This is a genomic window from Haloarcula amylolytica, from assembly GCF_049705545.1.
Taxonomy (GTDB): domain Archaea; phylum Halobacteriota; class Halobacteria; order Halobacteriales; family Haloarculaceae; genus Haloarcula; species Haloarcula amylolytica_B.
Genome location: NZ_JBNAMU010000002.1, coordinates 546,877 through 573,081, shown reverse-complemented (window position 1 = coordinate 573,081; position 26,205 = coordinate 546,877). Strand labels below are relative to the sequence as shown.

The window sequence follows — 26,205 nt, the reverse complement described above, 5'->3', positions numbered from 1 at the left end:
GATACCCACACCTCCTGTCAGATCGTATACTCGGACATCGCAACCCTCGACGGGAGAATCTCGGCGACGTCATGGTATATGAAGATACCAGATCCAGATATAACGTTATTGTGCTTAAGAAACATGTCTATCTGGGCAGGCATACTTTCAAATCATAACCACAGTCAATCATCAACTGAGGGTGCGATATAACTCATCACGGGGGTCATTTTCACACATAGACTGTGCATCTAATTCCATACGTCCAAGCAACGGCAGATCCCAACCGCTCAATACGGGGAACGATAGGGGTGAAAGGGAACAATTGGTTCGACCCTGTCTGGTCCGCAAATCGGAGGTTCACGAGCTTAGTCACAGCATCCGCGATTAGTCCTTCCTCACACTGTTGTTGTCAGTGTCCGACACCTGGATCACTCCATCAGCGCGAACTGTTACCAGAAAGTCGCGGTACTGAAAGGAGATGTTCCGGACCGCTGGCCCAAGTGACTGGTTCGGCCGTGTACCGAAAAGTAGCGTCTCAATCGCATCAATATCGATATAGTCGTGCAACGGCGACTCACGATACGTTTCTGTATCTTTTCCCGTCTGGTCGGCAATGGCTTGGACAATGACTGCTGCAAATCCTTGGTCACCGGCCGGGTCGTACTGAACTTCATTTAGCGTATCACTCGTTTTCCCAAATAAGCCGTCATCACCACCTGTCTCCTCGCTATTGCTGTTGTCAGGCATCCATCTAGCAAATAGCTGGAACCTACATATAATACGTGTATGAATATTCGGGTACAATATCCCTCGCCACACGCTCGTTTTGACGATATCGAGCCAGGTTACTTAAGGAGCCACTAGCTATAGCTATACCGAATCGCTATACGGTGTAGTCAATCGGAATTGCATATCACTCAGATTCGGATCGCACGGTCCCGTCACTGTGCTCGAAAAGGTGATGGTCAGATTTTCGAACATCTCACAGCCGACTTCGATCCACCTGCATTGCCCACTATTTTCGGACGTTTGTGTTTAGCCCAGTCGATCCAGACCACACTTCGCACCCCTCTGACACTCAGCCGCCGCGGTTTCCCTCCACGGTCCATCTCCTAGCGAACATCTCCACCAGCCCAGGCAGACCTCACGAACCCATTCGTGACCAGTGTGAGAAGTACATGATAACAATACTCATAAAATATCCGGTAATATGCGTCTATTGAGAGGAGTCCCTTACCATGCAAAAACTACCCAGACGGCACCTACTCGGAGCCGTGTGTTCGGGAATGGCCGTGCTCGCCGGTTGTAGCAGCGATCAAAATAGTGGGTCGGATGAGACAGCGGATGGCGGGGGTGCCGAAACAACTCCGAGGGCAACTGAAGCAACCGATACGGACATATCTACGGCCGATGGCGACGATGACAGGTCGAATCGGTTCGGTCAGGTGGCACAGTTTCCAGACTCGTATGCGATGACCGCGACAATGCAGTCTGAGGGACGGACTATCGAGATGACTGGCCGTTTCTATCAGGGGGATATGTACTGGTCGTTCGACCAGCAGGGACAACAGATGGAGATGTATCATATCGGGAACAGCACGTACACCGTCGCAGGGGAGCAGTGTCTTCGAGGGTCGATGCAACGAGGGATGGACCGTGGGGAGGTTGATCCCGGCCGGTTCTCCGATCAGCCACAGCGAAACCCGGACATCACACCGGTCGGCCGGGATACCATCGATGGCGAAGAAGTGCTGGTGTATGAAATCTCACAGGCCGGCTCTCAAGAGCCGGTTACGTACTACATCCTCGCGGAGTCCGGCTATCCACGGCGTATCGAAGCCGAATCCATGCAATGGGACTTTCACTCGTGGGGGTCGGTCGACCCGATCCAGAAACCCGAGGGGGACTGTCAGTCGATGCCCGGCGGCGGCATGACGGCCAAGGGAGGGACCTAATCACTCACTCGAACGCGCGGCTGTGGTCGCGGATATATTGACAACCGGTTATGATGTCCCATCTTACGGGGTATGATGCGATTGTATGGACTGTATTTTACGCGATGGTATTGGCGTTAGTTCGGTCAGACTGCTAAGCTGAGCCTGGTTTGTGCTCCTCCCACAACCAGAACACGGAACAAGAAGTTCGGCGGTGAGCGCTCGGAATCTTTGCGTTCTGTCCGCTCAAGGGGCAACCGGTGACGTTAGTAACCGAGGTGCTCGCGGATGAGAACAACAGTAGTGCGATCCTCTTCGAGCTCCTGGCGGAGGATGAGCTGCTTGGCAATCGCGGAGTCGACGCCGTACGCCTCCTTCGCGCGCTCGTTTTCGAGGGGGTACGCGACCGTCTCCAGTCGGTCGAGCGCGTCCTCGAGTGTCGGCACGATCTTGTTCACGCCGCTGACGATGACCACGTTACTGGCAGCGAACGGATACGCACCGATGCGGCTCCCCGAACGGTCCGCCGCGACGAGCTCGCCGGTCTGTGAAATGCCGTTGATGCCACCGAGGAAGTAGTCGGCCGTTTGCGACTCTCGGCGGGCAGCCTGGCGCTTTGCGTCGTCGTCGATACTCCAGATCTCGTCGGGGAGGCTCTCCCACTCGTGGTCCCCGTCACTCAGGTACTCGACGAACCCGATCTCTTCGAGCGTCGTCGAGTGGCCGTTCATCACAGACGCCTCCGCAGGGATGAGTGACTGAAGCTCCGCGAGCGCATCGTCAGCCGAGTCAGCGACGATGACATTGAACCCGTTTGCCTCCAGGTTCTCGACGGTCTCTTCGATGGTCTCCTCCGAGGCCAGTTCGTCCAGTGATTCGTCAATATCCGCGTCGTCTGCGTAATCTGATTTCTGTTGAGACATAGTGTTTCGCGTTAGGTGTATCAGCATCAGTAGGGAGGAGTAGCTAGTCCAAAAGTGCTCGCGGACACCGGTGTCAGGTAGTTACATCGGTGATACTTCGCTCGCTCACCGGCCCGGGCGCGATGAACCGATAGAACCGTCAGTCACCCATACGTGACATCCGTTGAAACGTCACTGGCCGATCCGATCGATCGGACACGCTGCCTTGCTACCGATAGCACGAGATACCTGATTGTTGAATGTGATATCAGATACTGAGAACCGGAGGACAGCATATATTGCCCCGCAGCAATCATGTTACGATAGTAATGAATATGGTGCGTAAAGAGACTACAGACACTGTTGGGACTCCCTCGAAATCGGTGTTGTTTTGTCCGGGATGCAGTTTTCAGAGCGGCGTGAGCGGGGGTGACTGGGACGTTTCGAGCAGCGAGCGAACGACCCTCTATCACTGCCCGAAGTGCCAGCACTCGTTTAGGGTTCCCAATCGGCAATAACGCTTTATCGGCATACCTTCACAGGTAGTTAGTTTTAGACGAATGGTCTGGGACGCTTGTCTCTGCGGAACGCAACCAAAAGCGGTGGGGATCGACCGAACATATATCGAAGATCCAGTTTCTGACCGAATTTCACTCACATACAAAACGCTTGCTTCGATAGAGTGTATCTTCCCCTCACCGTATAAGTAAGCCAACTAACTGAAAATACGTCCCGAACAGCCATCGTGGACCGAGTGTGTCAGTGGCCTGTCCCACAGTTATTCTATCTTATTGGGTGGTACCTCTGCACTTCCCCCAATCGTGGCACTCACATTGACTGGTACCACCGTGGTGTTTCTTCTCCCAGTCGTACTCTCGCTTCGTTGGCCGGCGTCAGTATCGGTATCGACAACGGCTATCGCTGTCGCCGGCCTCGCCGTGTTCGGCGGGCTCATCGTCTCCAGTATGGTCCGGAACATCGTCGGTAGCGAATCGAATCTGCTGGTCGCTGGGAAACGCAATGATTGGAGTCCCGCAGGAAACCGCGTATCAGTCGTCGCTCGGCACAGCCTCAACGGACTGCTGCCCGTCGTCCTGCCAGCTAAAGAAGCTTGCCAGCGCCGGCCCGGTAATGTTGTGCCACACGCTGAACAGCGCGGGAATGAGTGCGGCCGCAGGCTCAAACAGCGTCGTCGCCAGCGCGACGGCTAGGCCGCTGTTCTGCAGGCCCACCTCGAACGCACAGGTCCGAACCCGGTCTTTCGACATTCCTTTGGCGCGACCGACACCGTACCCCGAGCCGAGTCCGATAGCGTTGTGCGCGACGACTGCCACGAGCACAAGCAGACCAGCCGTGAGAATGTTGTCCACGTTCGCGCCAACGACGCCAGCGACAATCGCAACGATAGCGGCGACACTGATAACCGGGAACACGTCAGTTCCGATTTCTGCGGCTTTGGGCGAATAGCGGTCCAGCAAATACCGGATCGTGAACCCGAGCAACACCGGAATGATGACGATCTGAATGATGCTCTGGAACATCTCCGCAAAGGTGACGTTGATCTGCTCACCGAGTGTAAACACCACCCAGGCCGGCATCACGATCGGCGCTGCAAGGGTCGTAAGCGTCGTGATCGCGACGGATAGGGCCACGTCGCCCCGACCGAGATACGTCATTACGTTCGATGCAGTCCCACCGGGTGCGGCACCAACCAGAATGAGGCCGATACCCACAGCGTCCGGAAGGTCAAGGAGGACATACAGGCCGTACGCAGCGGCAGGCATCACCAGCCACTGCGTGACAGCGCCGATACCGATATCCACCGGCTCCTCGATTAGTCGGCGAAAGTCCGCCGGTTGGAGCGTCAACCCCATTCCGAGCATGATTATCCCGAGCAGCGGGGACACGTAGTTCAAAACTGGGACGAACGGGTCGGGCCTGACGAGAGCGATCCCTGCTAGGAGGATTACCCAGACAACGAAGTATTTGCTCGCAGCACGACTCACCGCTCGAAGCGTCGATATCGAAGTCACATATCTGGATTATGAAGGATGTAGAAAAAGCTTACCTTGGACCGCCGTAGTACCGAATTACCGCCACACAATGAGGGACGGCTGTAGATTCCTCGGAAACCTAGTTGATTGTTGGCACCCGGATTGACATTGAGAATCGATGCAAATATGTGAAATACTACATGTGATACCGTCGCTGAACTGCTAATGGGTTTTGTTGCTCAGCGTATTTTAGTACGTGCGACTATACGCTCATCCACAATGAGAGCTAAACGAGTTTATTTTAACCACTCTAATTATTTATTATAGGATAGGATTTTACTGTACAGTACTCCGATATTCTACCGCAGCTATGCCGACTGATGCACAACCCCCAGGCAAACAGCCTGGTATAGAGCCCGTGAAGAATCGCTCCCTAATTACAAAACTATCTACGCTGACGACATCAGTTAGGAATCTATTGCTCTACAGTTCCGTGTATCTCGCAGTCATTGCGATGGCGGAAGTAGTCCTTGTGAGTGAACTGCTGGCGCTCCCACTAACCCCCGCTCCGATTGTAGCAGGACTGCTAACGTTTGCAGTGTATGGCAACGACCGGTTGGCAGACCTGGAAACCGATGCGAAAACGGCCCCTGCACGGACTGCCTTCGTGCGGCGATACCAGGACGGCTTCTACGTGCTGGCGGCTATCGCGTACGGCCTCGCTGTGGCTCTGTCTGTGTTAGGTGGGCCGCTCAGCTTTGGATTGTCGCTGTTACCGGGTGTGGTCTGGATTCTCTACGCATGTGATTGGCTTCCCAGCCTTCCGAGCGGTACCCAGCGACTGAAAGACATCTTTCTTCTCAACTCTACTCTCGTCGCTGTTGCCTGGGCGCTCGTAATTGTGTGCCTGCCGCTAACGTATGTCGGCGCGCCCGCTTCCCCGACGGTTGGTGTCGTCTTCCTGTTCTTCGTGTTGGCGACGTTCGTCAACACGGAAATCCCGAATGTGCGCGACAGAGAGGGTGACAGCGAGATCGGTGTCCGGACGCTCCCAGTTGTGGTCGGCGTTCGCCGGACGAAATATATCCTCTACGGAATCACAAGTCTGACAGCGGTGCTGGTCAGTGTTGCGTTTGTCGCAAACGTCGTTAATCTCAAGGAAGCGGCTGTCCTCGTAGCCAGTCTGCTCTTCCTAGGCGGCGTCATCTTCTGTCTCAATCGAATTGAAAACGATGGTGCACTCGCGGTCGCAGCGGAGTGTTCCCGCCTACCAGCGTTTGTTATTGTGGTCTTCCCGCTGCTCAGTCAGTAGCACTATCATATAAATTACCATTATTTGTAAAGCATGCCTCTTCCACTAGTATCCGGCCCTCTGACGGCGCTTCTGTCAATCTGAGATACTTTCGAAGGCAAATAGGTTATAACGATGGCGCGCGATTAATCCTCAACATAGTTGTGTTCTCACTGACGCTGATGAAGACGGTGTTGGTCGCCACGATTGCGGTCGGCGTTACAGGCGGCCTCCTCGCCTGGAAAGAGCGCCCTGAACCCGGCGCTGACCCACTTGTTCTGCTCCTGGCAGGCCAGTGCTGGTGGTCGGCGACGTTGATCTTCCGGATTGATGCAGCGACGCTGAGCTCGAAGGTATTCTGGGTTGATATCTCCTGGATCGGTGTTGCAATCATTCCGATAGCGTGGCTGCTTTTTTCGCTTGAATACGCCGGCTATACCGAGTATACGGCCCGCAAGCATATCCTGCTCTATTCAATCGTCCCCGCTATTACCGTCTTTCTGGGACTCACGAGCCACTCCCACCAGCTACTGTACACCAATTCTGTCATCATTCAGGAAAACGGAATTGCGACGTTGAACAGAACGCCGGGGATCTGGTTTTGGATTATAGCCGGCTATACGTATCTGCTGGGCCTTCTCGGGGCACTTCCGCTGTTGAAACTCGTCACGAGTCAAGTGGACCCGTTCCGCGGCCAGAGCTTGGCACTCCTTCTCGGCCTACTGGCACCCTGGGTGACGAACGTCCTCTTTTTGACGAGGTCACTCCCATCTGCAGGTGTCGATCCAACACCGATTGCCTTTGCCGTGTCCGGTCTCGCGTATTTGGGCGCACTCACGAAGTTCCAACTCTTCGGTGCAAACCCAACACCGATCCGCCACGCTCGCAATTCGCTGTTTCAGCAGATGCAGCAAGGGGCTCTCGTGTTGGATACACACGACCATATCGTTGATATGAATGACCAAGCAACTACCGCCCTGCAGACGACGCCGAGCGAAGCCCTTGGCCGACCACTTGAACAGATCAGTCCGGACCTGTCGGCGCTCGGTAGCGCAGCACAGGCCGGGCAAACGATTTACCGTCCCCCGGGGGCGACCCAGTCGTACGACGTCTCTGAAAGTCTCGTAACAGATATCCATGATCGGACTATCGGCCGTGTCATTACCTTACATGATGTGAGTAATCTTCTCCGTGACCAGCAACGACTGGAGGTCCTCCACCGTGTCTTCCGGCACAACATCCGAACGAACGTGCAGGTCATCCTCGGCAACGCCGCATATCTAGCCACGCACAATAGCGAGTCGAAGGCCGCAACTCTGCAAGAACACGCCGTTGAAATCAATGAACTCGGCGAGAAAGTCCGTTCGGTTATCGACATCTTTGAACAAAGCCGGGAAGAACGGGATACGCTCAGCCTGAATTCCATCCTCGATGAATGCGTCGATTCGACTAGCGAATCGTATCCCGAGGTCACGTTCGAGTATGCGTCCGGGCAGGCCGATTTCACGGTGGATTGCCTGTTTGACGTCGTCTGTCTGAACATCATTCAAAACGCCGCTCAACACAACACCTCCCCTGACCCTGTAGTATCGATTGAGGTTGAACAGGATGGCGAGTACGTTCAAGTCACTGTCCAAGACAACGGGCCCGGTATTGACTCCAACGAGCTCGCTCTCGTGGAACATGGCTCGGAAACGCCGCTAAAACACGGGAGCGGATTCGGGCTTGCACTGGTTGTGTGGGGGACCGATATCGCGGGCGGGACAGTCGATATCGAGTCAAGTGACTCGACCGGAACGACTGTCACGCTACGGATTCCGATTCTCTCATCAGAGTAAGGGCTCGTTCGAATCACCGTTCCAGCCCTGGTCTGTAGACGGAGAGCGTCATTATCGGAATGCTCCCCGGCGTCGTCGTCATCGGCACTGTCGCAGTACTATACGCCGGTGCAGTCCTGAGCGCTGTCCGCCCCCGCACGTGGCACGCCAAGGGAGAGCGCCGGTCCGAACATCTGCGTCATAGAGACTGACCGAAGTCTACTGAATTATTCGTCTGCGAGAAATCGAATTCCCCGACTGTGCCACGGTCGTTCGTGCGGCCAGTGGCCGCATGAAGAGGATACATCGGCGACGTGTACGGAATAATCGACACAGTGTCCAGCCAGATGTCGATGCGCTATTGCAGACCCATCGGTGTCCAAATGTAACCAACTGGGGACTACGGTTAGTAGTATAACCCAATCAGGCTGGTACATGATGATTCAACCTTTGGGGATTCTGTCTCGGAACGAGCACCAGTATACCAATCAGGCCCTGGTAGAGGTGATTCTCCGTTGACAACCCTTGCACGTAATATCAGTTCGTGGTTAATCGTCGTCATCGTGGTGGCCACCAGTGGGACAGTCGGAACAACCGTCGCATTTCAGGACTCGGCTCAGGACATACAGACGGAGAACGATGAACTCCGTGCCGAAAACGAGGAGTTGCGTGAACAACTGAACGAGACTCGGGAAGACCGGCAGGCTGCGCAAGCTCGCGCCGAAGACCTCAATAAGCGGTTAGAAACCCGGAACGAGGACGTTGGCACGCTGGTTTCGGAACTGGAAAAGAAGGACAAATTGCTCAATGCGAGTCGAGCCCGGCTCGCGGAGTCACAGGAAAGCCAAGCGGGTATGTCCAGATCCGAAATGGAAAAACGACTCGATTATCTCTGTGCACAGCGGGAGAACAGGGATAGATTCGGCTGTCAACAGTTCGGTCCCGATGAATGACAACCGGAGGGATCGGGTGCTCCAGAATCAGGTCCGCTTCAAGCGCCGAGAGTTTCATCGAGAAACGCAGTTACGGCTGTGCCGGTGATCGCCGCAATTATTCAAATAAAATCAGATGACAGTACCTTCTGATCGATACAAGAATTTGGACCCACATGAGATGCCGAACGGTGGACGGCCGGATATTTCTACGTAGGTATCACCTCGGCGAACAGTTCGCCGTTAGATCACCCATTCTTTGGCTTCCAATGTATATATAGCTGCAAAAGCGTGCCCATATTGAGATTCTAAATGGCTTTTGGTAGTATCTGTGCAAGAGTAGATTCAAATTTATAGTATTTAGACTGGGATGTGGATTATCTGGTTTCTTTTTGACCACCAGTTGATTTGAGAGCTGATTTTAGCAGATTAATGGGTCGAAAGAGGGAGTAATCGGAGTAGAATGTGTATAGTGTCCCGGATAGTGTTTATACAACTGAGGTAAGAGAGTTAAAGGCTATGAAACCTGGTGTTATTATTAGAATAGGTGACCGGCATCAGTGAATAACACGAGTACGCTTGTTATCGGGAAATCGGACCTGCGTCTGTGGTTTCAACGGATGACGGTATCGCGTTCTACAGAGCGTGGTTTGGCGTCAAGATACCTTGGTCCCATTTACCGAGGGGATGCCGACCTGAACGGCGTATCCAAAATATGGTATGAGATTCCAAATTAATGAATAAACGGCCATTCCAGTTGTCTGAATAACTGTTGTCGCATTCGTATGATTGCCATCGCATACAGATGCTCCCGAATTGCGATCACTGGTATCAGCTATTTTCTCTCCTATATTCGAACGACCATCCGATATTACGGCCACATTCTACACAGTAATGGACAGTTCTGGACCAGGGGTTCAACCGTATTAGCCGCAGTGTACTGCTGCATATCCCACGAGTGACGCCCTTGACAGTCTGAATTGCTTCCATCTCTCTCCAAATTTCTGTTCACTCATTATGAATTAAATACGGGAGTAATTCCGGACGCCGGCTGTAGCTGATTCTATCCGGACACTGCGAAAATAGGGACGCAAGAAAGGTCACGATTCTATCTATCGGTGATTCGTCAGTAGCTGTCTATCAGTCGTTCATCCATCCCGAATGTGGGGCCTACGGTCCCGGTCGTTCTTGCGTAGTTCGCGTACCGCCCGAATGCACCGTGTTCCACTATGACTGAATACCGAGAGTCCGTGTTCGGTATCTGACCAGTGGTCCTCAGTCGTTGGCAGGCGTTTCGAGTCGTGATTTTTCCTGAGCGAGTATGTTGATACCGTCTGAATGCCGGAAAAGGTGGATGTGCTCCTCATCGAAGACGATTTCGTGTTCCCGGTTCGTCTCAGGAGTCACCCCGCCGGGAACTCGAACCCAGCATTCCTCGCCGTCAATATCCATGTGGAGGTAATTGTCCGAACCGACCGGCTCGCGGACATCGAGATGGGCGCTGATGACGTTCGGCTCGTCGCCGTCGGCGAGCCTGATATTCTCCGGGCGAATTCCGAGCACGAACTCGTTGATGCCCTCCGCATATTGGCTGACGTGTGAGAGGAGGTCCTCCGAGAGCTCGTATTCGAATCCACTACCGACCAGAGTCGAGTCGGAAAGCGTGACCTCGAACGTGTTCATCGGGGGGCTCCCGACGAAATCTGCAACGAACAGGTTCTTCGGTTGGTGATAGATCTCATCGGGCGTTCCGATCTGTTGCAGTGTGCCCTGATCGATGACAGCTATCCGGTCCGACATCGTCATCGCCTCCTCCTGGTCGTGGGTGACGTAGATCGTCGTCGTCCCGAGTTTATCCTGTAACTGTTGCAGTTCCGTCCGCATGTGGAGGCGTAGCTTGGCGTCCAGGTTCGAGAGGGGCTCGTCGAAGAGGAAGACAGAGGGCTCCCGAACGATCGCTCGGCCCGTCGCGATCCGCTGCTGTTGCCCGCCGGAGAGATTTCCGGGGCGCTTGTCGAGTTGATCCCCGACCCCCATCATCTCCGCGGCCTCCTTGACGCGGTCGTCGATCTCGCTGTCGGGGAGATCTGTCGTTAGCTGTAGCCCGTAGCTCATGTTCTTCCGGGCCGTCATATGTGGATACAGGGCGTAGTTCTGAAACACCATCGCGACATCGCGGTCCTGGGGCTGGATGCCGTTGACAGCACGGTCACCGATACGGATCGTCCCGCCGGAAATGTCTTCCAGACCGGCGATCATCCGGAGTAATGTGGATTTGCCGGAGCCGGACGGCCCGACAATCGTCAGGAACTCCCCGTCGGCGATCTCGAAACTGACGTCGTCGACAGCCACGACTTCCGGGTCACTGTCGTACACCTTGCGGACGTTCTCGATACTAACGTCGCTCATACAGGGGTAGTAACCAAGCGGCGTAATAATTGTTGTGACCGAACAATGATGCAGATCTCGCGCCGTCGGCGTGCTTTGAGACGCTCTCGAAACCTGAAGCGTTGAATCGGTACCAACGTAGCAGTACGCGGACAGATACAGGAAATATTGACCTATATAGGTGGTTTAATAATAATGATGGTTTAACCGACTCCCCATGGGTCGTAAGAGCGCCACCAGAGAGACGCGTCGTAAATTCATCAAGTCAGTCGGAGCCGCAGGCACGGTCGCACTTGCCGGATGTGGCGGCAACGGCGGTGGCGATGGCGGTAGCGACGGCGGTAGCACAGGTAATGCAGGCAGTGACTCCTACGAGATCACGTTCTGGGAGCCCTTCAGCGGTGGCGAAGGGCCGATCATGGAAAACATCGTCCAGCAGTTCAACGAGAACCAGCCGCTGGATACCGATGCCGAAGTGACGATCAACCGCCAGCGGACACCGTGGGACAACTACTACAACAAGCTGTTTACAGCCCTCTCGGGCGACGAAGCCCCGGACATGACTGTCATGCACGCCGCCTACCTGCGTGCGTGGAGCGGCGGCATCGACCCGATGGGCGATTACATTGACACCGACACGTACAGCGAGGACTACACGGCAAGTCACTGGGATCTCGTCACGGTCGACGGGAGCGTGAACGCCCTGCCGATGGACATGCACCCGATCGGCGTCTACTACAACAAAGACCTGTTCGAGCAGGCCGGGCTGGACCCGGAGAGCCCGCCCACTAACTGGGATGAGTTCCAGCAGGCAGGGAACGCAGTCGCCGAGAACACCGATGCCCACGCGTTCACTCAGTCGCCGTATAACGACGGGTTCGGTTCCTTCCGGACGTGGAGCACCTGGGTCAAGCAACAGGGCGGGACGCTGTTCGACGACGAGTGGAACCCGATGTTCGACAACGAGGCCGGCCAGAACATCTCCCAGCTCTTCTACGATATGACCGGTGACATGGGCTGGTCACAACAGACGAGCGAAGCCGATTGGGGCAACAACGCCTTCCAGAACGGAAACTGTGCTATGGCGATGAACGGGACCTGGTACGTGGCCGCACTCGACAGCGTCGACGGGCTCAGCTGGGACTTCTTCAAACCGACCGTCGGACCCAACAAACAACAGGACAAGGTGTGGGCCGACGGCCACACGCTCGTGCTCCCGCAGAAACAGAGCCGGAGTGACGCGAAGTCCGAGATCGCCGCCCAGGTCGCCCACTGGATGACGACAGCGAATCCAGCCTGGGCCACCGAGGCCGGTCACCTCCCTGCGGCGACGAGTATCTACGAGTCCGACGAGTTCCAGAACAGCGCATACTACGACAAGACGCTCAGCAAGTACGTCGAGATGGCTGAGGACGAAACCTACTTCTATCATCCGAAGGTCCCGGACGGTGATCCGAACGCCCAGAACTGGTACAACTGGCTGGTCGACATCTGGGCACACGACTCGGAGCCACAGGAAGGCATCGAGTCCGGCATCCAGACGGTCGGCGACGGTATCTCGGGGTAGCCACGGATGGGGCTGACAGAACGATTCACGGGAGGTGCGGACACGACGAAACGTAAGACGGTCGCGGGATTCCGGAAAGAGACGATTGAGGGGATCGTCTGGTCGCTTCCCTATCTCGCCGTCTTCGCCGTGTTCCTCGTGTGGCCCGCGCTCCGGGGGCTCTACATGAGCCTCCACACGTATCCGAACAAGTTCGACCTCTCGCAGACCGAATGGGTCGGCCTGCAGAACTACGTGGAGCTGTTCAACGACCCGGTGTTCTACAACGCCATGGAGGGGACGTTTCTCTTCGTCGCCATCTCGGTGCCGCTGCTGGTGATTCTCGGGCTCGTGATGGCACTCGGCGTGAACAAGAACGTGGCCGGGAAACGAACGCTCCGGGCCATCTACTTCAGCCCCTACGTCCTGACCGTTGCGGTCGTGACGCTGGTCTGGGTCCAGATGTACTCGACGAGCTTCGGGCTCATAAACTACTATCTGGGGTTCATCATGGAGAACCCGCCCGGGTGGCTCACGTCGACGAACCTGGTGATGCCAGCGCTCGCGTTCATGACTGTCTGGTGGTTGGTCGGATTCAACTTCGTGATTTTCCTGGCTGCCAGACAGAGCATTCCCGACCGGCTCTACGAGGCGGCCCAGCTCGACGGTGCACATGGGTGGCGGGCCTTCAAGGACATCACGCTCCCCCAGATGCGCAACTCCGTCGTCTTCGTCGTCATGGTGCAGTTCATCCTGCAGTTCCAGGTGTTTGCACAACCCTACGTCATGACCCAGGGCGGTCCGAAGGACTCCTCGGACACGCTCGTCTACTATCTCTACCGAAGCGCGTTCTCACAGCAGGAGTTCGGCTACGGGGCGGCGATGGGATACGTCCTCGTCGCCATTCTCATTGTCATAGCAATTATTAACTTCAAAGTAATCGGTGATAGCAATGACTGACGCTCCCATTCGGTCACGGCTGGACAGCGACACCGTCCGGAACGCGTTACTCCACGTGTTCCTGTACGGTCTCGCGTTTTTGATGGCTGTTCCGTACCTGTACACGATCTCCCGGTCGTTCCAGCCAAACGAACTGTTGCGGGACCCACGGCCGTACTGGATTCCGCCGCTCGTGGGCGAACCGGTGACACTGGAACACTACCGGTACCTTGTGAACAACACGCTAGTCGTCGAGTGGACGATCAACACGTTCGTAATCGCCGGCGGGGCGACGATACTGATAGTCGTCATCGACTCGATGATCGCGTTCTCGCTCACACGCCTTGACTGGCCCGGCCAGGGCGCTATCCTGGGGCTGATTCTCGCGAGTTTCATGGTCCCGTACTACATGAACATCGTCCCGCTCTACCAGATCGTCTCGGACCTGGGGCTGATTAACTCCTACTGGGGCGTTATCCTCCCCGCGGCCGCCAGTCCGCTCGGTGTATTCCTCCTCTACCAGTTCTTCAAGGATATTCCCGAAGAGTACGAGGAAGCCGCGCGGCTGGACGGGTTCTCGACCTTCCAGGTGTACACACGGATAATCCTCCCGCTCGCCAAGCCGATTCTCTCTGCACTGGCGCTGTTCATGTTCGTCTACAACTGGAACGCGTTCCTCTGGCCCTTGCTGGTGCTGTCGGAACAAACGGCGTACACGCTCCCGATCGGACTCGTCAACCTGTATCAGGGGAACATCGACACGCCCGGGCTCCACATGGCCGTGGCTATCCTGGGCTCGCTTCCACTGTTCATCGTCTATCTGCTGTTCCAGGGACAGCTCGTCCGGGCGGTCCAGATGCAGGGTGCAACGGGATGACTGAATCGACCGAGGGGACCCTTTCGGTCCACCGCGCGCTCGCAACCGCGTTCCGGACGGTGTACGACCATCCGGTTCCGATGGTCGCGATCAGCGTCGGCTGGGTGCTCGCGTCGCTGCCACTCGTCACAGTCGGGCCGTCGACGCTGTGCGCATACGCAGCGGTCCGCTCGGTCCGCGAGAAGGGATACGTCAACCGTCCTGAGATTGCGACGACGCTTCGCAACCACTGGCTCGATGCGGTCCTGTTCAGCGGGCTGATGGCTGTGTTCCCAGTTATCGCTGTCCTCTATATGGACCAGTTCATCACCGCCGGGACTGGGTATGCCGGCCTGTTCGGTGCGGTCGGGGTCTACCTGGCCTACCACGCCTGGGTCGTGTTCGCCCTGGCGTTCGTGTCGCTCGCCAGCGGTACCGACGTCGTCGACGCCGTGACCAACAGTTACCGCTGGTCGGTCGAGCGACCGGTCGTAACCGTCCTCGTCGGCATCGTCACGGGGACGCTGTTTGTCGTCTGTACGCTCCTCACAATCGCGCTCCCGCTTGTCTTTCCGGCGCTCGCTGCTACGTTCCACACGGAACTGACTGCCGACTCGCTCCGTCCCGTGGGTAACTGACGTAACCACGGGATAGCACCCTCCTTGGGGTTCTTTCTTCGTCAAAAAAGCATTTTCGGCGGTGATGCCAGTACCATGCTACGCCCCCAATTCGGACTGCCTTTCCTGGTACCGCAACGAGATTCGAGACACTCGATCCCGAGAGGACGTACCGCAGTCCGTTTCAGAGCTTGTTCAGGTTCAGGGGTTGTTTGCCGTATCGGATCTCACAGAGTTCCGGGCTTGACGCAGTTGAGGTGAGCTGGAGCAGCTGTTTGCCGTTCGGCGAGGGCAGTATCGGCGTCGTCCAGCCGACGAAAGTACGGCCCACGAGTTCGCTCTCAGTTTCGAACGAGAGCGGTGCTTTCACTGCCGTCCAGTCGCCGTCCCCGTCCAGATCGGTGTTAGCGAGCACGACTTCCCCGTTCCCCTCTGCGAGATTACGATCTTCGTCGACCAGCTGTTTGCCTGAGACGAGAACTGTGCCGTTTTCTCCGCCACGCGGTGTCCACGTGACATACGGCCCGTTGATGAACCGCCGTCCGTCCGTTGTTACGACGAGATGCCCGAGATCTGACGGGTCCCCCCAGTCGCGGCCGTCGGGTGAGGTTTTGACGTGGACTTCGCCGTGCAGATAGTCCGGGCCGACGACTTCATAGCAGATCATGTACTTGCCGTTGGGTAATTCGGTGACCGTCGGCATGCCCGGCCGGGTTGTCTCGTTTGGAACCGCGGCCACGAACTGTTCGTCGTCCCACGTCTGGCCGCCGTCTTCGGACGCCTTGTACCCGACGAGTTGGTTGTACCCGTTTTCACCGCCCCGTTCGTCGGCGAAGTAACAGACGAGGTTTCCGTTGTCGTCGAGCGCGAGTTCCGGCTCCCACACGGGACTGTTTCCGGCATACGGAACGGCCTTGCCGCCGGTGATGACGGTACTTACGAACTCCCATGTCTCGCCCTCGTCGGTACTCGCGTACAGGTCGATGCTCGTCTCACCGAGTTCGCCGATCTCACCCTCGGGAACGTCTTCAGGGTCGTCCAGAATCGGGATTGAATTACCCGCGGCGAGTACCGTCCCCGCTGGCCAGGGTCCAACCTCTTCGGGCAGTTCGAACAGGGTGGGCTGGTATCGCAGCCCCCAGTCTTTCCCGCTTGTGTCGTGTATCTCCGAATATTTCGACCAGGAGCGCCCACCGTCAGTGCTCCGATACACTGGGAAATACGGTTTCGACCCACCACTCATCGACGGATAGAACTCGAATGTAGCGAGGAGCGGGCCGCGTCCACTCTGACCGTTCCCGCAACTGTTCCCGGGTCCGGCGCGTTCCAAACGGGTAACGCGAGGATAGAGTGACCCAGGGGCAGGCGTACCCTCCGGCGGTGTATAGAGGGAATCACCGCTGTACTTTCCTTCTGACTTCTCGGTCTCGGACTTTGCTGATCCAGTTCCAACGAACATTGTGCCACCCAGTGCTGCTACTGCTTTGCAATATTCTCTCCGACTGTTGTGACTACTGAAAGGCAGGCCTTCCATATTTTTGACTCCATCGTGTAGTCACATATATCTTCAATAAAGATTATGTTATTACCTCACAGAACGCATATCTGCCGAAATCACCTGATTTCTCGGGTATCTCTTGTGTGAGCCATCGGCCCTTTTGCGATGATTGTAGCGAGTTTTGATATATCGATATATAGTTTATTTGCCGCGGTAATACGAATTCCTGCATTTGTCTTGTTGTGGGTTTCTGCATGAGAAAACAATACAAGACAAACTATTAGTAGTACGATGGAAATACGCTACATACGAAAATTCGGTGATTCAGACGAACCAGCTGGGACAGTTCGTCGGTTACTGCAGTTCACACACCCACATTCAATCCAATGACTGAAACTCGCTACTCGACCATGGACTTAGCTGACTGCGAGTCTTTCTATCACGAGACAGTCGTGCCGACGATGGAAAACGACGGCATAGATCCGACCACTGAAACCCCAACGTACACCTGGCTAAACAGCCAGTTCCCTGGGTTTATCAAGCATCTTCAACGACGGCTCGATCTGTCACCGGGCCAGTTCTACGATGAGATCGGGGTACCGGAAGTAGATAATACGACGGGGTCGTTCGATTTTCTCTCTGACAACACACAACGGGCGATTGAGGGCTACCTCGACGAGCTCGAAACCCGTCGTGGACGGGCAGAGGCGACAATCGAGACCCGGCGGTCAATTCTCCGTCGGTACGCGAAAATATATACCAATATCCACGATACGAAAGACTTGCTTGCACCGCTGGGGGATCCCGACGAGCGAGTCGAAGAGATGGATCGGGTCGCAGCGACGTTTGACGCCCTGGATCAACTGGACGAAGCGCTCACGACGCTTGCCTCACGACGAAAGTACGTCCAGGACACGCGGCAGTTCTACAAACACTTGGTCATGTTCGGAAACGCCGCGTACAATCCTCTAGCTGACCTCGAAATCCGGTTTGGATGGGATAGAACCCCATCTTGGGACAACAAAGCACTCGATAGAAGCGCCGTCCAGCGCCTGTATGCAGCAGCGGCTGATCAACGAGACCGGTTTATTGTGGTCGCATGCTGTGGTTGGGGGCTTCGGCCGAGTGAAGTTGCATCACTGCATATCCAGCAACTCAACCTTGACCCGGACGAGAACTCGCATCCGTACATAGAGTTCGGAGACGGCGAGCGCAAAAACGGTCCTGGGACAGTGGCTCTGCTGGCCGGTCTGGAGACAGTAGAGCGACGTATCGAGACGCTTTCCGATCCAGAATGGAACGGATATCTCCTTCCCTCTCCGTCCGCAGCCACCGACCATCTAACCGCCGAAACCGTCCGTCGGCGGTTCAAATCAGTGGCCGAAACCGCTGGTGTCACCGTTGACGGTGACAGGCCAACGCCGAAAACGGGCCGTCGATTCTGGTACACGACGTATGGCGCTGCTGTCAGGCGAGTTGCGGAACGGTTTGAAGACGTCGCGGCCGAGCAGGGCTCGGCGTCTGCGCAAGTCGTTCTCGATAACTACCTCTCCGAGTCCGAAGCTCGGTCTCACCGGCGCGCGGAGATGCGCGAGACGCTCGCAGGGTTGTTTGCCGAGTAGCCGGAGGTTTTCCTCGAACGGGGAGCTTTGGTATAGCTATACTCCAGAGCTATACCGTCTGACTAATCTTTATATCTGTGTAGTGTATCCGGTATGGTATGCTGACCTACACCGTGTACAGCGAGGCCGGCGGTGTCGGCAAGACAACGATGGCGGCGAACCTCGCTGTCGCCGACGCCCGCGCTGGTCACGACGTACTGGCAATCGATATGGACCCACAGGAGGGGAGCCTCTCGTTCCTGTTTGACGTCGCGGACCAGCGAACGGATTCAGAGGCCGATAGCTTAGTTCGGCATCTCGTCGAACGGCCACGCGGTCCGTTCGCTGGCCTCATTGAGACCTCCGAAGGTGTCGATGTCCTGCCCGCACACAACTCTCTGGAGGTGCTTTCGAAACATCTGCGGCGTCGGGAGGAGGAAGCAGCGGACTTCGGTGAGAACTGGAACCCGAACGTCCAGCTCCTCCGTGTGCTAAAAGACGCGGGGGTTCCGTCCGAGTACGACACTGTCATCATCGACCCGCCGGCGACCGCGGACGTGAAACTGTACAACGCATTGCACGCGACGCGGAACCTCGTTATACCGTTTGAGCCCAGTGGAAAAGGCCAGCAGTCCGTTGAGGGCCTTGCAGACCTCGTGACTGGACTTGAAGACACACTGGATATCAATGTGGGCGTGTTAGCTGCTGTGCCGAACCGGTTCAAAGGAACCAATGATCAAGAGGAGATGCTCAAACGCCTCCGTGCGGAGTCGTACGATATTCCTGTGGTGTTCCGTGAGCGAACGTCGCTGCTCGAAGGGTGTTGGCGAAAACAGTGTTCGGCGTTCAAATATATCGAAGAACACCGGAGTCGGGAACGTGACTACGAACTCGAAACGCTGGAGCAGTTCGAAGAGCTAGCTGCGCATCTACGACAGACTCGCGAACAGGAGGCTACAGCATGAAATCCGGTTCCGGCGACGATCCGTTCGCGGAGACCGAGCCAGATCCAGACCCGGACGACCAGCAGGATGAGGCCATGGATGTCGAAACCGAATCCACTGATGTAGATCGCACGAGTCAACCCGATATTCCATACAAGTTCCGTCGTGACTCCGTCAAACAGGACCGCAAGCAACGACCGATTTTCATTCGGCCCGAGGTTGAGGAGCGAGAGTCCACCTTCCTCCGCAATCTAGAAGACGAGGTCGGTGAGGACGTGTACAAGACCGACGCGCTGGAAGCCGCCCTCGTCGTTGCCATGGACAATCCGGACCTGGTTGCCGAAAAGCTCCGCGAGTGGGGGTACGACTGGGAACAGTCAACTGCTCCCCGCTAAGTCTTTTTGCGGTGGCCTCTGGTGGCGTTGATGGATACCACTCCGCGTTGAGTTCGCGGTTATGTCTCTGTCCTTGAATTCTCCGCGGGTAGACTCTCGCATAGGACTGGGACAGATAGCTGTGTTAACTGGCTATTTTTGCCTTCTGTCTTTCCTGGCTAGTTCTTGTATCAATATCTGTTAACTATACCGTCTAACTATACTATATGACTATATCATGTGGCTATTTCGGACAGCTATAACGAATAGTCAGTGATAATAGATAAAAGAGTTGGTCGGTCGTTATAGCTGTGGCGGCGAGCGAGTGCTTGTAGTGTCTACACAGAGCTTCCAGCCCGTCCGGACATTCACAGTCGATGGGTCCGACACACCGGCAACAGTTCGTATTTATCGACCTTGATGCGGTCGCAATGCTCAAAGGGGGTATCGCTCTCAGGGAACAGCGGGCTGTCGATCTGTGGAACCCGAGCGGAGGGAACACGTTTGAAAAGTCGAGTGACGTTAGTGCTACTCGCTGGTACCGACACCGTACTACAACCTGGTTTGGTATGCAGCAAGTTACCATCACGGTAAGTGATGGATAAGGAATGCCCCCGAGGGGTCGGTTACTTCCCTAACTAAGCTGAGCCGTATCAGCTTGCGGTGTAGAGTAGATACACAATCATGGCTGTCATACCCACAGCAATCACAAATACCCACCCAGTCAGCCGGACACGCTGCCCGTACTCGCTTAAACTGCCATCTTCCGTTCCGAGTATCGTGACAAGGCGACTCGGGTGCCTGAACGGACTCGGTGGTGTCGGGTCAGGAAGTCGCCGGCGGAGCTGCTGGTACTCGGTGAACGACCAGACGCCGTACAAACATAGCGAGACTATCATCCCGACCCAGAAGCTGAATCCCGCGAGCATCGGGAGACCGACCGGTCCCAGAAGGGCTGCCTGTATCTCCTGTGGCGGCCCTCCAAACTCACCGGTGGTGTTGAGGAGGCCGAAAGCCAGCGCAACCATCGAGAGCCAGAAGCCGACGAAACAGACACCGAGCACCTGTTTCGAGAGCCGGTGGATGGTCTCGCCGTGGCGGTCGACCCATGTCTCGCGTGGCGCTGGCTGCACCTCGCTCGCCGGGCGTAGCTCATGCTTGCCTGGATTCTTCGCTCCCAATCCAGCCAGTACGCCGACGAGGAAGAGGAAGCCGCCGACAGCGATGGCTCGCAGTGGCCACGGCGTCCGCTCCCGAATCAGGAACGCGTCGCTTGGGGCAGCCGGTGAGACGTACGCGCGGGTCGTTGTTCCCGGCTCGTACGCTTCGACTACCGACTCAGCCATCGACCGGTCCGAGTACGTCCGAATGCCTGTGCTCGGGAACACCTGGTCGCTGGTGTACGTCTCTCCCTGGTACTGGTACGTGTACTGGATTTCCGGCTCGTAGTCAATGCCCTGGCCGCCTTCCATTCGGTCCACACTGGCATCAGTGATGGTTGCCTGGACGGTAACGGCGTTGGTGACCGCCTGTGACTGCTGGACGTAGTCGTACCCACCGAATCCGAGAAGGCCAATGGCGAGGAGCAGCAGAAGCGTGCTCCGCTGTGACAGGTGGAGGGTCGTGATTCCGAGCGGGACCTTCATATCAGTTCACAGTATTGTGTCCTCCTCGTATGAGAGTAGCGCTCGAAACAAACCACTTCACAGGTCGCTCGCGTGCTATCGGAGGGCGACCGAATCAATACGTCACCTGTCGTCTACCTTTCCGTCGCGTCGGTCACCTTCCCTTGCTTCCGGGTCCCGCTCTGCTGGGTCGCCGTGCCCGCCGCCGCCGGGTGTTCGAACTGAGACGGTCGTCCCGGCCTCGACGTCAACGGAGGCCTTCGCGGCAACTGGGTCGCCATCGATCAGATTTATGCCTGTCGCGCCGTCTTCGCCGCCACCGATTCCATCAGGAGCCGTCCGGCGCCGCTCCGTGAGTAGGGACACGGTGGCGTCGGTTTCGACGGTGACGGTTCGTTCGAGGCCCAGTCCACCGCGGTATCGGCCGTCGCCGCCGCTGGACGGCCGCAGCGCGTACCGTTCGACCCGGAGCGGATACTCGGTCTCCATCGCTTCGACGGGGGTGTTGAGCGTGTTTGTCATTCCGACCTGGACGCCGTCCATCCCATCCTTCTCGGGCCTGGCACCGAACCCGCCGCCGATTGTCTCGTAATACGTGAAATCGCCGGTTCGGTCGCCGATGATGAGGTTGTTCATCGTTCCCTGTCCACCGGCAGGAACCTTGTCGGGGACTGCTTCGGCAAGCGCCGCCAGCGTGACGTCCATGACGCGCTGGCTGGTCTCGACGTTGCCACCGACGACCGCTGCTGGCGGCTTCGGGTCGAGTATCGACCCTTCAGGTACGGACACGGATACCGGCTCGTAACAGCCGTGGTTCGGCGGAATCTCCGGGTCGGTGATCGCTCGCACGACGAAGTAGACTGCGCTCTTCGCAACGGAGAGCGGCGCGTTCAGGTTGCCCGCTACCTGGCCGGCGGTTCCAGCGAAGTCGACAGCTATCGAGGCCCCATCGATGGTGACGGCCACTTCAATCGGGATGTCGGCATCGGTCACGCCGTCGCCTTCGAGGACATCCTGCGCTCGATAGGTTCCGTCCGGGAGCGCGTCGAGTTCAGCTTCGACCCGTTGGCGGGAGTAATCGATGACGGCATCGAACGCGTTGAGCAGTGTGGGCCCGTGTTCCGCGAGGAGGTCACCGATGCGTTCCTCAGCCCGCGCGTTGGCGGCGCGCTGGGCCCGGAGGTCCGCCTCGCGCTCGTCCGGCGTCCGGACGTTAGCACGGATGAGGTCGTGGACCGCCTCGTTGGGCTCGCCGCCGTCGACGAGGCGAACCGCCGGCAGTCGGAGCCCCTCCTCGTAAATCTCCTGTGCGCCTGGCGGCATACTCCCCGGCGAACTCCCGCCTACGTCTGCGTGGTGTGCTCGTGAGACTGCGTACCCGACCACCTCGTCGTTGGGCGCGATCGTGGAGACGAGCGTGATGTCCGGGAGGTGTGTCCCGCCCGCGAACGGGTCGTTGACGATGAAGACGTCACCCGGTTTCGGGTCCTTCTGGAGAACGATATCTACCGCGTCGGGCATCGCGCCGAGGTGCACCGGGATGTGTTCCGCCTGTGCGACCATCCGACCCGACGTGTCAAAGAGCGCCGTCGAACAGTCCTGTCGCTCCTTGATGTTCGGGGAGTACGCCCCGCGGATGAGCACGTGGCCCATCTCGGTAGCAACGCTCTCCAGCTGATTCCTGAGTATTTCCAGCGTTACGGGGTCGATTGTCTCCTGTTCGTCACTCGGTGTCGTAGCTTCGTCATTCATGTGTCACTCACCGTCGCTGTCAGTGTCCCGTCATCGCGGACCTGGACGTTCCAGGCCGGTGGGATGACGATTGTGCTCTCATCGCCCTCGACAATCGCCGGGCCTTCGATTTCGTCCTGCGGTGGCAGTTTCGTCCGCTCGTAGACCGGGGTTTCGCGGACATCATCGGCGAACACCGCCTCACGGGACCCCTTATGTGGGTCGCCAACGGCATCGTACTCGACCGGCGGCGCGCTCCGTTCGACGGTCGTCGTCACGCGACAGTTCACCAGTTCGACAGACTCGTCCGCTCGATAGCCGTACGCGGACTCGTGGGCTGCTGCGAATCGCTCGCGGGCGTCCGCGGTGTCGAACGGCCGGTCGACATCCACGGTAAGTTCGAAACTCTGGCCGGCGTACCGGAGGTCGGCGGAGTACCGAACTGTTGCCGCCTCGCGGTTGCTGACTTCAGCCAGCAGTTCTTCGGATAATTCCTCGTAGACCGCGTCGACATCGTCGGGGTCGACCGCGTCGAGCGACCGCTGATACGTCCGTACCGCGTCGCGCTTCTCGTCGGCCGCGAGCAGGCCGTATGCAGACAGCACGCCTGAAGCGCGCGGAATCACCACCCGGTCGATATCGAGGCTGTCCGCGATGGATGCCGCGTGCATCGGTCCGGCACCCCCGAACGCAGCGAGACCGAACTTCCGCGGGTCGTACCCCCGTTCGACGGTGACAGAGCGGATGGCGCGGGTCATGTTCGCGTTCGCAACGCGGTAGACACCACGAGCGGCTTCCAGCGGGCCGTCGAGATCCGCCTCGTCGGCGAGATCCGCGAGCGCGTCATAGGCGGCATCGGCATCGAGTGAGAGTTCGCCACCCAGACTGGTGCTTTCGCCGATGTAGCCCAGTACAAGGTTTGCGTCGGTGACGGTCGGCTCAGTCCCGCCCTTCCCGTAGCAGGCGGGGCCGGGGTCGGCCCCGGCGGAACGTGGTCCGATCCGGAGTGCCCCCCCAGCGTCGACCCAGGCGATGGACCCGCCACCGGCTCCGACTGTTTCGACATCGACCATCGGCGTCTTGATCGGCCGCTCGTTGATCACGCCCTCCGTCGTCCGCTCGGCTTCCCCGTCCCGGACGAGGCTCACGTCGCTAGAGGTCCCGCCCATATCGAACGTGACCAGCCCGTCGTGTCCGCCGGTGTCGTCGGCCGCCATCGAACCGGCCCCGACGACGCCGGCGGCAGGACCCGAGAGGACGGTCGTCACAGCGTTCCGCCTGACGGTGTCTGCGTCAGTGATCCCGCCGTTGGCCTGCATGATCCGTGGCTGTGGAACCCCGAGGTCCCGAGCACGGTCGGTGAGGTGACTGACGTAGTGGTCAATCGCCGGTCGTACGTACGCGTCGACGGCCGTCGTCGAAGTTCGTTCGTACTCGCGGAACTCGGCGAGGACTTCGTGTGAGGCTGAGACGGGAACGTCGAGTTCGTCCCGCAGGATGTCTGCGACGTGCGTTTCGTTTTCGGGGTGCGCGTACGCGTGCAGGAGCGAGACGGCGACGGATTCGACATCCAGCTCGCGTAACTGCGCGGCGATTGCCCGGACTTCGTCCTCGTCGACGGGCTCTTCGATACCGTCGGTGGTCGTCCGTTCGGACACTTCGAAGCGTCGGCGTCTGGGAACCAGCGGTGTCGGCTTTTCGGCGGACAGGTCGTACAGCGACGGGCGGTCCTGGCGACCGATTTCCAGAACGTCCCGGAACCCGTCGGTCGTGACGAGTGCGGTCTTTGCGCCGTCCTCTTCGAGGAGCGCATTGACCGAGACGGTCATCGCATGAGAGAACTCGCTCACGGTCTCAGGATCGATGCCCGCCGCTTCGCAGGCCTTCTCGATCCCGGCGATTACGCCCTCGCTCTGGTCCTCTGTGCTCGGGACCTTCGCGGTCACGAGTTCGCCATCGAGCGACAGCGTCACGTCGGTGAAGGTTCCACCGACGTCGACACCGATCCGCCGGTCGCCCATCTACAGCACCCCCGCGACGCTGAGAAGCGTCCGTACCCCGAGCCACACGACGATGAGCGTCACAATAGCGCCCAGCGCGTTCGCTACCGACCCATTCGTGTACTCGCCGAGGAGGTCCCGCTGGTTCATCGCGTATATCAGGAATATCGCCACGATCGGCAATAAAATCCCGTTGACCACCTGTGCGAACACGATGATCTGGACGGGACTGCCACCCAGCAACACCGAGAGAACTCCGACGCCGAGGATGGTTCCCCAGACGGCACGGAACTGTGTGCTCTGCATGTCTGAATCCCAGCCTAATGCACCTGTGGTCGCCCACGCGCCTGCGAGCGGTGCCGTCGTCGCGCTCGTGAACCCGGCGGCGAATATGCCGATGCTGAAGAACAGTTCCGCGTACGGACCCGCAATGGGTCGGAGCTGTTCGGCCATCCGGCCGATATCGCTTATCTGCGTTCCGGGCTCGAACGCTGCAGCCGCGGTCACCATGATCGTGATCGTAATCACGCCGCCCGCAATGATCGACAGCACCGTGTCGATACGCGAGTGGCCGATATCTTCGGGACCGCTCCATCGCTCCTGGACGTTACTCGCGTGCAGGAACAGGTTGTACCCGACGATGGTCGTGCCGATGAGGCCGGTGATGAGGTACAGCGACCCCGAGGGGATACCGGGGACGAACCCCATCGCAATCGCACCGGGATCGGGGCCGATGAGAATCGCCGACGCCACGAACGAGAGCGCCATCACGGCGACGAGACCGACGAGTGCTCGCTCGATCAGTTTGTAGCGCCCAGTGTAGAGCAGGAGTCCGGCGACGAGTCCCATCACGACGCCCCACACCGTCGAGTCGATACCCGTGATCGTTGCGAGCCCTGCGGCACCGCCGAGGATGTTCCCGGCCTCGTAGGCGGCAGTCCCGATGCCGATCGCGCCGACAACGAGGAATATACTCACGTACTCGACGATTTGATTGTCGAACCGCTCTCGAAGTGCTTCACCAAGTCCTTCACCCGAGACAAGACCCAGTCGCGCGCTCATCTCCTGGAGAACGATCGTTGCCCCAATCGAGAAGACCATTGTCCACAGGAGCGCATAGCCGAACTCCGCCCCGGTGACGCTCGCAGTCGTGACCGTGCCTGGGCCGATGAACGCGGCCGCGACCATCGCTCCTGGACCGACAGCTTTGAGTCGTTGTATAATACTCATGATT

Annotated in this window: 20 protein-coding genes; 11 read left to right on the top strand and 9 right to left on the bottom strand. The window is 57.7% G+C overall.

Annotated elements, in window-relative coordinates; genetic code table 11:
- Positions 1 to 366 precede the first annotated feature (366 nt).
- Positions 367 to 729 carry a HalOD1 output domain-containing protein gene (locus ACOZ4H_RS19185; protein WP_424330866.1) on the bottom strand — a complete coding sequence of 121 codons (363 nt, stop codon included), beginning with the start codon at positions 727 to 729 and terminating at the stop codon, positions 367 to 369.
- 737 nt (positions 730 to 1,466) lie between these two features.
- On the opposite strand from ACOZ4H_RS19185, the gene ACOZ4H_RS19180 reads away from it, so the two are divergent.
- Positions 1,467 to 1,937: a hypothetical protein gene (locus tag ACOZ4H_RS19180; protein WP_424330865.1), complete on the top strand. Its 471-nt coding sequence runs from the start codon at positions 1,467 to 1,469 to the stop codon at positions 1,935 to 1,937.
- A 245-nt stretch (positions 1,938 to 2,182) separates the two neighbouring features.
- On the opposite strand, the gene ACOZ4H_RS19175 is transcribed toward ACOZ4H_RS19180, so the two are convergent.
- Positions 2,183 to 2,839, bottom strand: coding sequence for a lactate utilization protein (locus ACOZ4H_RS19175; RefSeq protein ID WP_424330864.1), 657 nt, complete (start codon positions 2,837 to 2,839; stop codon positions 2,183 to 2,185).
- A 1,028-nt stretch (positions 2,840 to 3,867) separates the two neighbouring features.
- Positions 3,868 to 4,824, bottom strand: a complete 957-nt coding sequence (locus ACOZ4H_RS19170) for a bile acid:sodium symporter family protein (protein WP_424330881.1) — start codon at positions 4,822 to 4,824, stop codon at positions 3,868 to 3,870.
- Between the two features lie 502 nt (positions 4,825 to 5,326).
- On the opposite strand from ACOZ4H_RS19170, the gene ACOZ4H_RS19165 reads away from it, so the two are divergent.
- The 3 genes from ACOZ4H_RS19165 to ACOZ4H_RS19155 all read left to right on the top strand — a co-directional run bounded on the left by ACOZ4H_RS19165 (position 5,327) and on the right by ACOZ4H_RS19155 (position 8,873).
- Positions 5,327 to 6,124 carry a UbiA family prenyltransferase gene (locus ACOZ4H_RS19165; RefSeq protein ID WP_424330863.1) on the top strand — a complete coding sequence of 266 codons (798 nt, stop codon included), beginning with the start codon at positions 5,327 to 5,329 and terminating at the stop codon, positions 6,122 to 6,124.
- Positions 6,125 to 6,285: 161 nt separating this feature from the next.
- Positions 6,286 to 7,941, top strand: a complete 1,656-nt coding sequence (locus tag ACOZ4H_RS19160; RefSeq protein WP_424330862.1) for a histidine kinase N-terminal 7TM domain-containing protein — start codon at positions 6,286 to 6,288, stop codon at positions 7,939 to 7,941.
- Positions 7,942 to 8,435: 494 nt separating this feature from the next.
- A complete protein-coding gene (locus tag ACOZ4H_RS19155) occupies positions 8,436 to 8,873 on the top strand; it encodes a hypothetical protein (RefSeq protein ID WP_424330861.1) in 438 nt (145 codons plus the stop codon).
- Between the two features lie 1,254 nt (positions 8,874 to 10,127).
- Here the strand turns inward: ACOZ4H_RS19155 and ACOZ4H_RS19150 are convergent.
- Complete coding sequence (locus ACOZ4H_RS19150) at positions 10,128 to 11,261, bottom strand: ABC transporter ATP-binding protein (protein WP_424330860.1); 1,134 nt, start codon at positions 11,259 to 11,261, stop codon at positions 10,128 to 10,130.
- Between the two features lie 196 nt (positions 11,262 to 11,457).
- Here ACOZ4H_RS19150 and ACOZ4H_RS19145 point away from each other — a divergent pair, with 196 nt between their 5' ends.
- The 4 genes from ACOZ4H_RS19145 to ACOZ4H_RS19130 are packed head-to-tail and all read left to right on the top strand — an operon-like array spanning position 11,458 to position 15,219.
- Positions 11,458 to 12,807, top strand: a complete 1,350-nt coding sequence (locus ACOZ4H_RS19145) for an ABC transporter substrate-binding protein (protein WP_424330859.1) — start codon at positions 11,458 to 11,460, stop codon at positions 12,805 to 12,807.
- Positions 12,808 to 12,813: 6 nt separating this feature from the next.
- Positions 12,814 to 13,746, top strand: coding sequence for a carbohydrate ABC transporter permease (locus ACOZ4H_RS19140; protein WP_424330858.1), 933 nt, complete (start codon positions 12,814 to 12,816; stop codon positions 13,744 to 13,746).
- Positions 13,739 to 14,602, top strand: a complete 864-nt coding sequence (locus ACOZ4H_RS19135) for a carbohydrate ABC transporter permease (protein ID WP_424330857.1) — start codon at positions 13,739 to 13,741, stop codon at positions 14,600 to 14,602. Before ACOZ4H_RS19140 ends, ACOZ4H_RS19135 begins: the two co-directional genes overlap by 8 nt.
- Positions 14,599 to 15,219 carry a hypothetical protein gene (locus tag ACOZ4H_RS19130; protein WP_424330856.1) on the top strand — a complete coding sequence of 207 codons (621 nt, stop codon included), beginning with the start codon at positions 14,599 to 14,601 and terminating at the stop codon, positions 15,217 to 15,219. Before ACOZ4H_RS19135 ends, ACOZ4H_RS19130 begins: the two co-directional genes overlap by 4 nt.
- A gap of 163 nt (positions 15,220 to 15,382) precedes the next feature.
- On the opposite strand, the gene ACOZ4H_RS19125 is transcribed toward ACOZ4H_RS19130, so the two are convergent.
- Complete coding sequence (locus ACOZ4H_RS19125) at positions 15,383 to 16,657, bottom strand: sialidase family protein (protein ID WP_424330855.1); 1,275 nt, start codon at positions 16,655 to 16,657, stop codon at positions 15,383 to 15,385.
- Positions 16,658 to 17,082: 425 nt separating this feature from the next.
- On the opposite strand from ACOZ4H_RS19125, the gene ACOZ4H_RS19120 reads away from it, so the two are divergent.
- The 3 genes from ACOZ4H_RS19120 to ACOZ4H_RS19110 all read left to right on the top strand — a co-directional run bounded on the left by ACOZ4H_RS19120 (position 17,083) and on the right by ACOZ4H_RS19110 (position 19,636).
- Positions 17,083 to 18,318 (top strand): tyrosine-type recombinase/integrase, encoded by a 1,236-nt coding sequence (locus ACOZ4H_RS19120; protein ID WP_424330854.1) that lies wholly within the window; start codon positions 17,083 to 17,085, stop codon positions 18,316 to 18,318.
- A gap of 98 nt (positions 18,319 to 18,416) precedes the next feature.
- On the top strand, positions 18,417 to 19,262 hold the full coding sequence (locus ACOZ4H_RS19115) for a ParA family protein (protein ID WP_424330853.1): 846 nt from the start codon (positions 18,417 to 18,419) through the stop codon (positions 19,260 to 19,262).
- A complete protein-coding gene (locus ACOZ4H_RS19110; RefSeq protein WP_424330852.1) occupies positions 19,259 to 19,636 on the top strand; it encodes a hypothetical protein in 378 nt (125 codons plus the stop codon). Before ACOZ4H_RS19115 ends, ACOZ4H_RS19110 begins: the two co-directional genes overlap by 4 nt.
- Before the next feature lie 632 nt (positions 19,637 to 20,268).
- Here the strand turns inward: ACOZ4H_RS19110 and ACOZ4H_RS19105 are convergent.
- The 4 genes from ACOZ4H_RS19105 to ACOZ4H_RS19090 form a co-directional block, all read right to left on the bottom strand.
- Positions 20,269 to 21,261: a DUF3592 domain-containing protein gene (locus ACOZ4H_RS19105; RefSeq protein WP_424330851.1), complete on the bottom strand. Its 993-nt coding sequence runs from the start codon at positions 21,259 to 21,261 to the stop codon at positions 20,269 to 20,271.
- 102 nt (positions 21,262 to 21,363) lie between these two features.
- A complete protein-coding gene (locus ACOZ4H_RS19100) occupies positions 21,364 to 22,992 on the bottom strand; it encodes a hydantoinase B/oxoprolinase family protein (RefSeq protein WP_424330850.1) in 1,629 nt (542 codons plus the stop codon).
- Positions 22,989 to 24,992: a hydantoinase/oxoprolinase family protein gene (locus ACOZ4H_RS19095; protein WP_424330849.1), complete on the bottom strand. Its 2,004-nt coding sequence runs from the start codon at positions 24,990 to 24,992 to the stop codon at positions 22,989 to 22,991. Before ACOZ4H_RS19095 ends, ACOZ4H_RS19100 begins: the two co-directional genes overlap by 4 nt.
- Positions 24,993 to 26,201 (bottom strand): Nramp family divalent metal transporter, encoded by a 1,209-nt coding sequence (locus ACOZ4H_RS19090; protein WP_424330848.1) that lies wholly within the window; start codon positions 26,199 to 26,201, stop codon positions 24,993 to 24,995.
- Positions 26,202 to 26,205 lie beyond the last annotated feature (4 nt).

What these genes read in the sequence shown, in the direction of transcription:
- ACOZ4H_RS19150 (WP_424330860.1), bottom strand. Translation starts at nt 11,261, where the DNA reads ATGAGCGACGTTAGTATCGAGAACGTCCGCAAGGTGTACGACAGTGAC.
- ACOZ4H_RS19140 (WP_424330858.1), top strand. Translation starts at nt 12,814, where the DNA reads ATGGGGCTGACAGAACGATTCACGGGAGGTGCGGACACGACGAAACGT.
- ACOZ4H_RS19145 (WP_424330859.1), top strand. Translation starts at nt 11,458, where the DNA reads ATGGGTCGTAAGAGCGCCACCAGAGAGACGCGTCGTAAATTCATCAAG.
- ACOZ4H_RS19130 (WP_424330856.1), top strand. Translation starts at nt 14,599, where the DNA reads ATGACTGAATCGACCGAGGGGACCCTTTCGGTCCACCGCGCGCTCGCA.
- ACOZ4H_RS19125 (WP_424330855.1), bottom strand. Translation starts at nt 16,657, where the DNA reads ATGTTCGTTGGAACTGGATCAGCAAAGTCCGAGACCGAGAAGTCAGAA.
- ACOZ4H_RS19110 (WP_424330852.1), top strand. Translation starts at nt 19,259, where the DNA reads ATGAAATCCGGTTCCGGCGACGATCCGTTCGCGGAGACCGAGCCAGAT.
- ACOZ4H_RS19115 (WP_424330853.1), top strand. Translation starts at nt 18,417, where the DNA reads ATGCTGACCTACACCGTGTACAGCGAGGCCGGCGGTGTCGGCAAGACA.
- ACOZ4H_RS19135 (WP_424330857.1), top strand. Translation starts at nt 13,739, where the DNA reads ATGACTGACGCTCCCATTCGGTCACGGCTGGACAGCGACACCGTCCGG.
- ACOZ4H_RS19120 (WP_424330854.1), top strand. Translation starts at nt 17,083, where the DNA reads ATGACTGAAACTCGCTACTCGACCATGGACTTAGCTGACTGCGAGTCT.
- ACOZ4H_RS19180 (WP_424330865.1), top strand. Translation starts at nt 1,467, where the DNA reads ATGCAGTCTGAGGGACGGACTATCGAGATGACTGGCCGTTTCTATCAG.
- ACOZ4H_RS19185 (WP_424330866.1), bottom strand. Translation starts at nt 729, where the DNA reads ATGCCTGACAACAGCAATAGCGAGGAGACAGGTGGTGATGACGGCTTA.
- ACOZ4H_RS19100 (WP_424330850.1), bottom strand. Translation starts at nt 22,992, where the DNA reads ATGAATGACGAAGCTACGACACCGAGTGACGAACAGGAGACAATCGAC.
- ACOZ4H_RS19165 (WP_424330863.1), top strand. Translation starts at nt 5,327, where the DNA reads ATGGCGGAAGTAGTCCTTGTGAGTGAACTGCTGGCGCTCCCACTAACC.
- ACOZ4H_RS19105 (WP_424330851.1), bottom strand. Translation starts at nt 21,261, where the DNA reads ATGAAGGTCCCGCTCGGAATCACGACCCTCCACCTGTCACAGCGGAGC.
- ACOZ4H_RS19160 (WP_424330862.1), top strand. Translation starts at nt 6,286, where the DNA reads ATGAAGACGGTGTTGGTCGCCACGATTGCGGTCGGCGTTACAGGCGGC.
- ACOZ4H_RS19175 (WP_424330864.1), bottom strand. Translation starts at nt 2,839, where the DNA reads ATGTCTCAACAGAAATCAGATTACGCAGACGACGCGGATATTGACGAA.
- ACOZ4H_RS19090 (WP_424330848.1), bottom strand. Translation starts at nt 26,201, where the DNA reads ATGAGTATTATACAACGACTCAAAGCTGTCGGTCCAGGAGCGATGGTC.
- ACOZ4H_RS19095 (WP_424330849.1), bottom strand. Translation starts at nt 24,992, where the DNA reads ATGGGCGACCGGCGGATCGGTGTCGACGTCGGTGGAACCTTCACCGAC.